Here is a 12,436-nt window from a genome sequence, read left to right as displayed (position 1 = left end):
ATAATGATTTGCAATAGCAATAAGTAAAAACTTTTCAGATTGTTTTATGTCCTGTTGATCCAGGTCATGCCCCCGCGAGCTTCAGAAAAAACCCCTTGATTCAGATCACAGAACTTTCTCCGACACCGTTGCACACTTAACTCGTCAACCAATGTTAAGGAGCAGAACGATGTTCATGTCCATGATTAAAGATCCGGTAGTGTGGGGTTCGCTGCTATTAATTTTCGTCGTGATTGTGATGATGGGGTATTACACCTGGCTGTTTATGCACAACAGCGCCGAGCAGGATAAATAACAAAGCAGGCTTAGCCCTTCTTTGCATTGCTGTCTGGGGTATCAATTAAAACGAGTAACGCGCCTTGCCCACCGTACTCCAGGGGAGCCTGGTGAAACGCTTTGACATGGGGGTGTTGCACCAGGTAATGGGGCAAGGCGTTTTTTAATATTCCAGAGCCAATACCATGCACGATGCCAACGCAATCAATCAGTTCTTTGCGGGCGGTATAGATTAATGCGGAGAGTTCCAGTTTTACATTCTCACGATTTAGGCCGTGGAGATCCAACACCAGCTCCGGGTAAAAATCACCTCGACGAAGACGTTTGAGGCTATGGGTTGGTTCGTCTTCGCGGCAATAACGCATGGGGCCCTGGGTAGGAAGACTGGCCTGATAAACATCAGAAAAAGCAAAGCTGGCATCGAGCAAACGCTGCTGACGGCTGTCAGGCTGAGTGGCTGAATGTAAACGCTTGGTTGGCACATGGCGGCGCTTATGCACCACTTTATCCTGCGTTAACGGCTTAATGCCGTTCATTTCATCCATAAAGGCCGCGAAATCGTCATCCTTATTTTCAGGCCCGCTTTTATCCGCCAACAATCTTCTCCGGTTATAACTTATAGACGCATTGAATAGGGCAAATGCGGCGTGGTTCACGCATTTTGTGTTGGGAGTCGCCCTGAGTTTCGGTATGATACCAGCTTTATTTCTGGCGATGTACCTCACTCCATGACCGATAAGATTTATTTAGACGAAGCCATCCGCGATTTACACACTGTACTTGATATGGTGCGATGGACTGTCAGCCGTTTCAACTATGCTCAACTTTACTACGGTCACGGTACCGATAACAGTTGGGATGAAGCGGTTTGCCTGGTTATGCACGCGCTACATCTGCCACAGGATATTACTGCCCGTACCGGCGATGGTTTATTTTCTGCGCGGCTAACCCAGTCAGAAAAAGAGAAAATAACCGATTTGGTACTCAAGCGCGTGCAAACCCGCATGCCGCTGCCATATATCACTCATGAAGCCTGGTTCTGCGATATGCCGTTTTACGTGGACGAGCGCGTGCTCATTCCCCGTTCGCCATTTGCTGAACTGATTAAAACCCGCTTTGCCCCGTACCTTGAAGAAACGGTTGAGCCAACCAGTATTCTGGATATGTGTACAGGCGGTGGTTGTATTGCTATTGCTCTGGCACACACATTCCCACTGGCGCAGGTTGATGCCGTGGATATTTCATTCGATGCCCTTGAAGTGGCTGACTTTAATATTCAGGAACATAATCTGGGTGACCGGGTTTTCCCCATCCACTCTGATTTGTTCACCAGCCTGGAAGGCCAACAGTACGATTTAATCGTGTCTAACCCGCCTTATGTCGATGAAGAAGACATGAACGATCTGCCGGATGAATATCAGCATGAGCCTGAGTTGGCTTTAGCTGCCGGTGAAGACGGCTTAGATCTGGTGGAACAAATGCTAAAACACGCACCGCACTACCTGAAAGACGGTGGTTGGATGCTGGTTGAAGTGGGAAACAGTGAAGTGCATATGGCAACACGTTTCCCCGGGTTGCATGTAGATTGGGTTGAATTGCAGCAGGGCGGTCACGGGATTTTTGCAGTGTCTAAATCGTCACTGGTGACTTATTTAAACGGTAAGGAAAATTAATACAGATGTCTGGCAATAGCTTCGGAAAAATGTTTACTGTGACCACCTTTGGTGAAAGTCATGGTATCGCTATCGGTGGTGTGGTTGATGGTTGCCCTCCTGGACTGGAAATCACTGAGGCGGATCTGCAGATTGATTTAGATCGTAGAAAGCCTGGCACGTCACGTTATACCACAGCACGTCGGGAAGGCGATGAGGTTCAAATTCTGTCTGGTGTGTTTGAAGGCAAAACTACCGGTACCAGCATTGGACTTCTGATCCAGAACACCGACCAACGTAGTGGCGACTATTCCAATATTAAAGATCGTTTCCGCCCTGGTCATGCAGACTACACCTACCATCAGAAGTACGGCACTCGCGATTATCGTGGTGGTGGTCGTTCTTCTGCCCGGGAAACGGCTATTCGTGTTGCTGCGGGGGGAATCGCCAAGAAATTCCTGAAAGCAGTTTACGGCATCGAAATTCATGGTTATTTGTCTCAGCTGGGGCCGATTAAAGTAGATACGGTTGATCACAGCATCACCAATACCAACCCGTTTTTCTGCCCCGATGAAAGTAAACTGAAAGCGTTAGATGAATATATGCGCGACCTGAAGAAATCCGGCGATTCCATTGGTGCGAAAGTGTCTGTGGTTGCTACGGGTGTGCCTGTGGGTTTAGGCGAACCGGTGTTTGATCGCCTCGATGCCGATATCGCCAGTGCCATGATGGGCATCAACGCTGTAAAGGGCGTGGAAATTGGTGATGGCTTTGATGTGATTGAGCAAAAAGGCAGTGAACACCGCGATACGTTAACACCAGACGGTTTCACCAGTAATCACGCTGGTGGTGTGCTGGGTGGCATTTCCTCAGGCCAGGATCTCGTTGTACACATGGCGCTCAAGCCTACTTCGAGCATTTCTGTGCCAGGTAAAACCATTGATGTTGACGGTAATGAAATTGATATCGTCACTAAAGGTCGTCACGACCCTTGTGTGGGAATTCGTGCCGTGCCTATTGCTGAAGCGATGCTGGCCATTGTATTGATGGATCACTGTCTCCGTCATCGGGCTCAAAATGCGGGTGTTTCCACGTCTACGCCGGTTATTCCTGGCAACGCTGACAAGTAATTCTTGAATATCTCTCTTAAAGAGTGCGTGAAATGGTAGCTCATTCACGCACTAATCTTATTCTTCTCGCTATCACCTACTGGCTCTATTTCGGGCAGTTAGGCGTTCTTACTCCTTATCTGGGCATTTTTCTCGATGGACGTGGTTTTTCTTCCGCCGACATTGGTGAACTCTGGGCCGTTATTACCTTATCTCGCATCGTCGGACCTTCCCTGTGGGCCAGTGTGGCCGATAAAACCGGCAAAGCGGTTAACGTTGTCCGGTTGGGCTGCCTATTGTCGGTACTGTGTTTCAGTACGGTGTTCTGGGTTCACAGTTTTTGGGGGTTAACGCTGGTGTTCGGGTTAATGATGATGTTCTGGACGGCGGTGCTGCCGCAGCTGGAAGTCATCACCATTCAGTCAGTGAAACCGACAAAAATCAGCTACGGTCAGATCCGTTTGTGGGGCAGTATCGGTTTTATCGTACTCACCGTTTCCGTGGGTAAAGCGCTGGATATCTTCACGTCTGAAGCCCCGGTATACGCCAGTTTATTCGTGCTCACTGGTTTGTTCATTGCTTCGCTGTTTATTCGTCAGCCAGAGAAAGTGCCGTCGAAAGAAGAGGAAACCGGGACTTTGTGGCAGATTGCCAAAAATCGCACATTTTTATTATTTCTGGCCGCGGCCGCTTTACTGCAAGTGAGCTTTGGTGCGTATTACGGTTTCTTCGCATTGTACATGCGGGATTTGGAATACTCGGGTCAGCAAACGGGATTACTTATCGCTATCGGCGTTGTGGCTGAAATCGGTATTTTCCTTGTTGCCCGTCGGCTCATTTCACGCTTTGGCGTATGGCAATTGTTGTTGGCTTGTTTGGTACTTACCGCAATGCGTTGGTATGCGCTGGCAGCCTGGGCTCAGTTTGGTATGGTTGTGGTAGTCAGTCAGCTCATTCATGCACTGAGCTTTGGCCTTGCGCACGTGACTGCTATGCATTTTATCACTCACTTTTTCCCGGCCCGGTTTCAGAGCCGCGGGCAAGCACTGTATGTGAGTATCGCTTTTGGTATCGGCGGTGCGTTGGGTAATTATGTGGCAGGGCAGCTGTGGGATCAGGGAGTTCATGCCTACGAGACGTTCGCTTTCGCTGCAGGCGCTGCGTTTATTGGGGCGCTTTGTCTTATTTTCTGCGACCGGGCAACAATCAATACCACGCGCCCGGCCTAAGGGCGTTAACCCGCAGGGCTAACTCGATAAAGTGGCTTCTGTTTGACTGGAAGCTGCATTGGCCTTACTAAAACGGGTCGCGCTGTAGGGCTCAGGGTCGGTGAAGGGCGTTTCACCGGTCATGATTTCCGCCAGTAATCGACCCGTCACTGGCCCTAACGTCAGGCCATGGTGTGCATGGCCAAAATTAAACCATAAACCTTTATGTCGCGGCGCTGCGCCAATTACCGGTCGCATATCCGGCAGGCAAGGGCGAAGACCCATCCACGGCTCATCTTCTATTGGTTCACCAAGGGGCAGTAAGCTTCTGGCAATGGCTTCACAGCGGCGGAGCTGACTGTCATTTTTTGGCGCACCGGGGCGGTCAAACTCAATTCCCGTGCTTAGCCTAATGCCTTGTTTCATAGGCGCAAGCACAAAGCCACTTTCACTGTCGCACACCGAATGACGCAATTGTTTGCCTTCTTGCATACGGAAATGACGATGGTAGCCCCGCTTTACGGCAAGCGGAATAGCATAGCCAAATAACTTAAAAATGTCGGCAGACTTGGGCCCGAGCGCCACTACTACATTTTGGCTGATAACCGGCCCTTCTAAGGTATCAACTTGCCATCCACTTTCCCCCTGGGCTACAGAGCGAGCATCACCCTGTAAAATAATCCCTCCCCGTTGGCGAAAGAGTGCTGCATAGCCTTTTACCAGAGCTCCGGGATTGGTCACTGTTTTCGGATCAAGCCAGTGAATGCCCCCAATGACCTTGTTAGAGAGGTGAGGGTCACGCTGTTGTAATGCCGGTTGGTCGAGCACATCATAGTTTATGCCATAGGAAACGAGACTCTGGGCCTCTGAACGAGCGCGGTTAAAAGCTCGCTCATTCTTGAATATTTCAATCCAACCTTCACAGCGAATCAATTCTGATAGCCCGGCTTGTTGCACAAGGGCGTCGTGCTCATCAGTACACCGTTCAATAAGCGGAAGCATGGCTAATGTCGATGCATCAAGTGGTGAGGGGGCGGATTGCTTCCAGTACTGAAACAACCAAGGGGCGATTTCTGGCAGGTAACCGGGATTAAGCCGCACAGCGGTCTCCCGATTTAAACTATAGCGGAGCAGGGCAGCGAACTCCCGCGGGAACGCGTAGGGAATAACGCTAGAGCGCTCTATCAACCCGGCATTCCCAAAACTGGTACCTTCACCGGGCTGCTCTCGGTCGAGCAAAACAACCTGATGACCCCGGGATTGAAGGTGCAGCGCTGCGCTGACACCAACAATTCCCGCACCAAGCACGATAGTGTCGTACTGCATGGTAAAACAATTTCCTTATTATTTGCACTTATCAGGCGGCGTTGGCAGTTCGCATACAGCTAGCAATCACTTCTGCACCGTTACCCGTATCTTGCTCAAGATACACGTCAAATTTCCATAAGCGGAACAGGTGCCGCATGACTTCGTCTTTCGAGTCTGCCAAGGGGATTCCTCGTTGTGGTACATAACGAAGCGTGAGTGAGCGGTCACCGCGAACATTCACATTATAAACCTGAATATTCGGCTCGAGGTTACTAAGATTGTATTGCGCGGACAGTTTTTCGCGAATTTTCAGATAGCCTTGTTCATCATGAATGGCACTTACGCTAATGTACGGATCCTCTTCGTTATCCTCGATGGAGAACAGTTTGAAATCACGGATCAGCTTGGGTGACAGGAACTGACTAATGAAGCTTTCATCTTTAAAATTATGCATAGCGAAGTGCACGGTTTCAAGCCAGTCTTTCCCTGCGACATCTGGCAGATAATATTTATCTTCCTCAGTAGGGTTCTGGCACATGCGCTTGATATCCATGAACATGTTGAAGCCCAGCGCATACGGATTGATACCGGAATAGTAAGGACTGTTATATTCAGGCTGCATCACCACACCGCTATGGCTGTGTAGAAATTCCATCATAAAGCGGTCGGTTACCAAACCTTCATCGTACATTTGATTAAGAATATGGTAGTGCCAGAAACAGGCCCAGCCTTCGTTCATCACCTGAGTTTGCTTTTGCGGATAGAAGTACTGTGAGACCTTGCGAACAATACGCACCAGCTCACGCTGCCAGGGTTCTAACAGAGGTGCATTTTTCTCGATAAAATACAGTAAGTTTTCTTGCGGCTCCGATGGGAAGCGGGCTTGTCTGGGTTTAGTATCGGCATGTGAGTCGGGTACGGTACGCCACAGTTCATTCACCTGAGACTGCAGGTATTTTTCCCGTTGTTCCTGACGAGCCTGTTCTTCCTGCAGAGAGATTTTCTGCGGCCGCTTGTAACGGTCAACGCCATAGTTCATCAACGCATGACAGGAATCCAGAATGCTTTCCACTTCATCGGTACCGTAGCGTTCTTCGCACTTGGCGATGTAATTTTTAGCAAATACCAGATAATCGATAATGGAGCTGGCGTCGGTCCAGGTCTGGAACAGGTAATTACCTTTAAAGAATGAGTTGTGACCATAGCAGGCGTGCGCCATCACCAGTGCCTGCATGGTAATGGTGTTTTCTTCCATCAGGTAGGCGATACAGGGATCGGAGTTAATGACGATCTCGTAGGCCAGGCCCATCTGGCCGCGGCGGTAGTTTTGTTCGGTCTGAATAAACTTTTTGCCAAACGACCAGTGAGTGTAGTTGATGGGCATACCAATACTGGCATACGCATCCATCATCTGTTCAGCGGTAATGACTTCTATCTGATTCGGATAGGTGTCGAGTTTGAAATTTTTCGCAATGCGGTCGATATGGGTTTCATACTCTTCCAGCATGTCGAAAGTCCAGTCTGGACCATCGCTTAAAGGCGTTTCCGCACGTTTTTGCGTTTTTGACATATCATCCTCCTGCGGCCGCGCTCTGTTCAGATTTCTTAAACAGTTCCCTGAATACAGGGAATATGTCGCTGACGCTCTGAATGTGCTTACAGACGAAATTCTCGCAGCTGTTTTCCACCTGCTGATACTCGCGCCAGAGGCTTTGGTGCTGACGCTCGGTAATTTCGATGTAAGCGAAATATCGGGTGACCGGTAACAGCTCTTTCATCAGAATTTGCTTACACTGAGGCGAGTCATCCGCCCAGTTGTCACCGTCCGATGCCTGAGCGGCATAAATATTCCAATCGGTATCCACATAGCGCTCCTTGATGATTTCATCCATCAGTTTGAGTGCGCTGGATACAATGGTGCCACCCGTTTCTTGCGAATAGAAAAACTCCTGTTCGTCCACTTCCTTGGCCTGCGTATGGTGGCGAATGTAGACCACCTCCACATTCTCATAGGTGCGGGTAAGGAACAGATAAAGCAGGATGTAAAAGCGCTTGGCCATGTCTTTGGTAGCCTGGTCCATCGAACCGGACACGTCCATAAGACAAAACATCACCGCTTTACTGGTGGGAATGGCTTTCTTGTCGTAATTTTTGAAGCGTAAATCGAAGGTGTCGATAAACGGCACCCGGGCGATTTTCGCTTTTAACTCAGCAATCTCTTTCTCTAGTTCGAGAATGGCAAGGCTGTTATCGTGTTTGTCGGCTTTCAGTGCTTCAAGCTGTTCCTCTTTTTCCCGCAATGCCCGCTTGTCGCTGCCGCTTAATGCGATACGGCGGGCAACCGAGCCTTTTAGTGAGCGAACAATGTCGAGGTTACTGGGCACACCGTCAGTTTGATAACCGGCACGATAAGTTTCGTACTGCACGACCTTGTCGAACTGGTTTTTTTTCAGGTTGGGTAACGCCAAATCGTCGAACAGCAGGTCAAGGTACTCATCTTTTGAAATAGAGAATGAAAACTCGTCCTGACCTTCGCCACTGTCACTGGCTTCACCTTCACCCTGGCCCTGACCACCACCAGAAGGTGGACGCTCAATTTTGTCGCCAGCGGTGAACTGATCGTTGCCGGGATGGACAACGGTACGCTGTCCACCTTTGCCGGTATGGAATACCGGCTCTTTAATGTCTCTTGACGGAATACTGATTTGTTCGCCGGTTTCCAGATCCGTCACTGAACGTTGGCCAACAGCGTCGGAAACCGCACGCTTGATCTGCTGCTTATAGCGACGCAGAAAGCGTTGACGGTTTACCGTGCTTTTTCCCTTACTGTTTAATCTTCGGTCAATAAAATGCGCCATAGATACCTACTATTTGGTTTCAACAACAATGCGTCTTGTTCTGCTACCACGTAAGCAGACTAGGACGCTTTGCGTACCCGCAGATACCATTCACATAACAGTCTGACTTGCTTGGAGGTATAGCCTTTTTCCACCATGCGATTAACAAAGTCATCGTGTTTTTTCTTATCTTCTGTCGAACCTTTAGTGTTGAAAGAAATGACAGGTAATAAGTCTTCTGTGTTGGAGAACATTTTTTTCTCGATCACAGTGCGCAGTTTTTCGTAGCTGGTCCAGGCCGGATTTTTGCCGCCATTATTTGCCCGGGCGCGCAGCACGAAGTTAACGATTTCATTACGGAAGTCTTTCGGATTACTGATACCAGCCGGCTTCTCGGTTTTTTCCAGTTCCGCATTCAATGATTCGCGGTCGAACAGCTGACCGGTTTCCGGATCGCGGTATTCCTGGTCCTGAATCCAAAAGTCGGCATAGGTGACATAGCGGTCGAATAGGTTCTGACCGTACTCTGAATAGGATTCGAGATACGCGGTTTGAATTTCCTTACCGATAAATTCCACGTAACGGGGAATGAGATAACCTTTAAGGAATTCACGATAGCGATCGGCGGTGTCCTGCGGGAATTGCTCTCGCTCGATCTGACGCTCAAGCACGTAAAACAGGTGAACCGGGTTAGCAGCCACTTCCTGATGATCGAAGTTGAACACCCGCGACAAAATCTTGAACGCGAAACGGGTGGATAACCCTTCCATACCTTCATCAACACCGGCGTAATCACGGTATTCCTGATAGGACTTGGCTTTCGGGTCGGTGTCTTTCAGGCTTTCGCCATCGTAGACCCGCATTTTAGAATAGATGCTGGAATTTTCTGGTTCTTTTAAGCGCGACAGCACCGTAAATTGGGCCAGGCATTCCAGTGTGTCAGGTGCACAAGGTGCGCCGTTGAGTTCACTGTTATCAAGTAACTTGCGGTAAATGTGCAGCTCTTCAGAGACCCGCAGACAATAAGGCACTTTCACGATATAAACGCGGTCGAGGAAAGCCTCGTTGTTTTTATTGTTGCGGAACGATTGCCATTCAGACTCATTAGAGTGAGCCAGAATCAAGCCGTCGAAGGGCAGGGCAGAGAAACCCTCTGTAGGGTTATAGTTGCCTTCCTGAGTAGCCGTAAGCAGTGGATGCAGCACTTTAATCGGTGCTTTAAACATCTCTACGAATTCCATCAGGCCCTGGTTAGCTTTACACAGGGAACCGGAATAACTGTAAGCATCAGGGTCGTTCTGAGCAAATTGCTCCAGACGGCGGATATCTACTTTACCGACCAGCGATGAAATGTCCTGGTTGTTCTCGTCGCCCGGCTCGGTTTTAGCGATACCGGTTTGATCGAGAATAGAAGGATAAACCCGAACCACCTTAAATTGAGTGATATCGCCACCAAACTCGTGCAGACGTTTACGGGCCCAGGGTGACATGATGGTTTTCAGATAGCGTTTTGGAATGCCATATTCTTTCTCAAGAATATTGCCATCTTCGTGTAAATCAAAAAGTGAGAATGGATGGTCGTTGGTGGGTGACCCTTTCAACATATATATGGGTACCCGTTGCATGAGTTCTTTCAGTCGTTCGGCAAGGGAGGATTTACCGCCGCCTACCGGACCAAGCAGGTAGAGAATTTGTTTTTTCTCTTCGAGGCCCTGAGCGGCATGCCTTAAATAAGACACTATCTGCTCAATGGCTTCTTCCATGCCGTAAAACTCATGGAATGCCGGATATCTCGCAATGACCCTATTTGAAAATATTCGACTAAGCGCCGGGTCAGTGGAAGTGTCGACCATTTCAGGCTCACCAATGGCCTGAAGCAACCGTTCTGCTGAATTTGCATAAGCGGTTGGGTCGTCTTTACAGATATCCAAAAATTCCTGGATGGTGAATTCTTCTTGTTGGCGCTCTTCGTAACGTTGCTGGTAATGCTCGAAAATACCCATAGATTTCCCCAAAAAACGGATTCCCGTATTTACAGCTTAGACCTGTTTGAGCAAGTTGGAAGTGTTTTCTCAGGATATTTGGTAATAAAAACCGGAATATTCATCTAATAAAAGAATGAACCTTTTCAAAAAGGAATTGTCTTTAATGCCAGTGAGTTGAGGTTAAATTTATGTAACAAAAAGCCCGCTAATCAGCGGGCTTTTTAAAATTACTGACTAAAATCAGTGCATTTAATTATGCAAAGTTTTCGTTCGCAAATTCCCAATTAACCAGTTTCCAGAAGTTTTCCAGATACTTAGGACGTGCATTACGGTAATCGATGTAGTAAGCGTGTTCCCACAGGTCAACAGTCAGCAGAGGCGTAACACCTTCTTCAGTGATAGGCGTGCCTGCGTTGCTGGTGTTAACGATATCCAGAGAACCGTCAGCAGTTTTCACTAACCAAGTCCAGCTAGAGCCGAAGTTGTTTACTGCTTTATCGTCGAATGCAGCCTGGAAGTCTTCGAAAGAACCCCATTTCGTTTTGATAGCATCGGCCACTGCGCCAGTTGCTTCACCGCCGCCATTCGGGCTCAGGCAATGCCAGTAGAACGTGTGGTTCCAGATTTGCGCTGCGTTGTTAAATACGCCGCCTTCAGAAGTTTTGATAATCTCTTCCAGAGATTTGCTCTCCAGATCAGTACCTTCTACCAGACCATTTAACTTAGTTACGTAAGTAGCGTGGTGCTTACCGTAGTGATATTCCAGCGTTTCAGCAGAAATGTGCGGCTCAAGTGCATTTTTTTCGTACGGCAGTGGTGGTAGTTCAAACGCCATTTGAATTCTCCATTTTTCTCTAGGAAGTAAAGTCGGATTTCGCGGCCAGAACAGAAAGCTGAGAGCGAAAGCGACAACGGTCAATTACTGTGGTTTAGATATAAGGGTTGAATTTGATAACTCAATGACAGATTTATGCATTTTTATTCTGAGAATGCAAAAAATTGTCTTTAGCCTATATCAGAAAAGCCTGTGTAATAGTGTTATAGCAATCTGGCAATAAAGATCACTCATCTGGCGACGAAATTTCCTTTTTACGGGATTTATTCTGGCTGACCCTTGAATCCGTTGTCAGGATACCCATAATGCAAGAACTAGTTAAACCGACCACCTAAAGAGGATTGGATGGAAAATACGACCGAATCAACTGTAGACAGAATCAAAGAGCAAATCGCTGAAAACCCGATCCTGTTATATATGAAAGGCTCCCCAAAACTGCCTAGCTGTGGTTTTTCTGCACAGGCGGTACAGGCGCTAATGTCATGTGGCGAACCTTTTGCTTATGTCGATATTCTGCAAAACCCGGATATCCGTGCGGAATTGCCAAAATATGCAAACTGGCCTACGTTCCCGCAACTGTGGGTTGACGGCGAGCTGGTTGGTGGCTGTGACATCATCATCGAAATGTTCCAGCAACAAGAATTGCAACCGTTGATAAAAGAAACTGCAGAAAAGTACAAAACAGAAGAAGAGTAATCGACTTTCTGGCCGACGCAGTTTAGCGGCGATAAGCATAAAAAAAGAAACCCGGCATTGCCGGGTTTTTTGTTTGCCCAGCGAAGCTGGCAAACCCGTCAGGTTGAAAGAAGCCTGAATCACCCTGACTGAGGGGAAGATAATCCGAATGGCAAGGGCGTTGCTGGCTAACGGCAGGGTCTGAAGGAAGCCATAGGAAGTTAGAAGTACACAACGAAAGTGAACCTGATTCGGCAATGCAGGAGGGTAAGCGTGCAAAATAGCGTGAAGCCCGATACTCGGTCAGTCCTGTATTGTGCTTGAGGGTGGGATTTCTAACAGGGAGCCAGTGCAGTAACTGGGGAAGCCTGACACCGTCTCTGGTGATAAACCAGAAGCATCTGTACGAGAGGAAACTCAAGGCAGGTGTTGGTGCGAGGTGGCAGATGATGCCGTAGTAGTGAGTAAGGTCCGGCCTGAGAAAGCCAGTAATGGTGTGGAGGATAAAACCGGACTGACCATCTGCATTAAGTCAGATGGGGTCTTTACAG

The 12,436-nt window shown here is 48.3% G+C and carries 11 protein-coding genes; 5 read left to right on the top strand and 6 right to left on the bottom strand.

All coding sequences use genetic code 11. The features are described 5' to 3' along the window. Positions 1–169: 169 nt before the first annotated feature. The gene (locus BFC18_RS21525) at positions 170–295 is read left to right on the top strand and encodes a DUF3149 domain-containing protein (RefSeq protein WP_083273178.1); all 126 of its coding nucleotides are present in this window, start codon (positions 170–172) and stop codon (positions 293–295) included. A gap of 10 nt (positions 296–305) precedes the next feature. Here BFC18_RS21525 and smrB read toward each other — a convergent pair whose 3' ends face one another. Beyond that, positions 306–872: an endonuclease SmrB gene (gene smrB, locus BFC18_RS17980; RefSeq protein ID WP_245680428.1), complete on the bottom strand. Its 567-nt coding sequence runs from the start codon at positions 870–872 to the stop codon at positions 306–308. Positions 873–1,004: 132 nt separating this feature from the next. Here smrB and prmB point away from each other — a divergent pair, with 132 nt between their 5' ends. Genes prmB through BFC18_RS17965 form a run of 3 tightly spaced genes read left to right on the top strand, consistent with a single transcriptional unit; the run spans position 1,005 to position 4,266 of the window. Beyond that, positions 1,005–1,949 carry a 50S ribosomal protein L3 N(5)-glutamine methyltransferase gene (prmB, locus tag BFC18_RS17975; protein WP_070126939.1) on the top strand — a complete coding sequence of 315 codons (945 nt, stop codon included), beginning with the start codon at positions 1,005–1,007 and terminating at the stop codon, positions 1,947–1,949. Positions 1,950–1,954: 5 nt separating this feature from the next. Then, on the top strand, positions 1,955–3,058 hold the full coding sequence (gene aroC / locus BFC18_RS17970) for a chorismate synthase (RefSeq protein ID WP_070126938.1): 1,104 nt from the start codon (positions 1,955–1,957) through the stop codon (positions 3,056–3,058). 32 nt (positions 3,059–3,090) lie between these two features. Continuing rightward, entirely contained in the window at positions 3,091–4,266 is a 1,176-nt protein-coding gene (locus BFC18_RS17965) for an MFS transporter (protein ID WP_070126937.1), read from the top strand. Positions 4,267–4,284: 18 nt separating this feature from the next. Here the strand turns inward: BFC18_RS17965 and BFC18_RS17960 are convergent, their stop codons facing one another. From BFC18_RS17960 to sodB, 5 genes are all read right to left on the bottom strand, one after another. Next, on the bottom strand, positions 4,285–5,571 hold the full coding sequence (locus BFC18_RS17960) for an NAD(P)/FAD-dependent oxidoreductase (protein WP_070126936.1): 1,287 nt from the start codon (positions 5,569–5,571) through the stop codon (positions 4,285–4,287). A 31-nt stretch (positions 5,572–5,602) separates the two neighbouring features. Then, positions 5,603–7,123: a SpoVR family protein gene (locus BFC18_RS17955; RefSeq protein ID WP_070126935.1), complete on the bottom strand. Its 1,521-nt coding sequence runs from the start codon at positions 7,121–7,123 to the stop codon at positions 5,603–5,605. Position 7,124: 1 nt separating this feature from the next. After that, entirely contained in the window at positions 7,125–8,411 is a 1,287-nt protein-coding gene (locus BFC18_RS17950; protein WP_070126934.1) for a YeaH/YhbH family protein, read from the bottom strand. 59 nt (positions 8,412–8,470) lie between these two features. Then, positions 8,471–10,393 carry a PrkA family serine protein kinase gene (locus BFC18_RS17945; RefSeq protein ID WP_070126933.1) on the bottom strand — a complete coding sequence of 641 codons (1,923 nt, stop codon included), beginning with the start codon at positions 10,391–10,393 and terminating at the stop codon, positions 8,471–8,473. A 235-nt stretch (positions 10,394–10,628) separates the two neighbouring features. Continuing rightward, positions 10,629–11,210 carry a superoxide dismutase [Fe] gene (sodB, locus tag BFC18_RS17940; RefSeq protein ID WP_070126932.1) on the bottom strand — a complete coding sequence of 194 codons (582 nt, stop codon included), beginning with the start codon at positions 11,208–11,210 and terminating at the stop codon, positions 10,629–10,631. 345 nt (positions 11,211–11,555) lie between these two features. Here sodB and BFC18_RS17935 point away from each other — a divergent pair, with 345 nt between their 5' ends. Continuing rightward, positions 11,556–11,906 (top strand): Grx4 family monothiol glutaredoxin, encoded by a 351-nt coding sequence (locus BFC18_RS17935; RefSeq protein ID WP_070126931.1) that lies wholly within the window; start codon positions 11,556–11,558, stop codon positions 11,904–11,906. Positions 11,907–12,436: the final 530 nt, after the last annotated feature.

The organism is Alteromonas confluentis (assembly GCF_001757105.1).
Classification (GTDB): domain Bacteria; phylum Pseudomonadota; class Gammaproteobacteria; order Enterobacterales; family Alteromonadaceae; genus Alteromonas; species Alteromonas confluentis.
The sequence above is the reverse complement of the archived record's forward strand: the minus strand, read 5'-3'. Positions and strand labels throughout refer to the sequence as shown.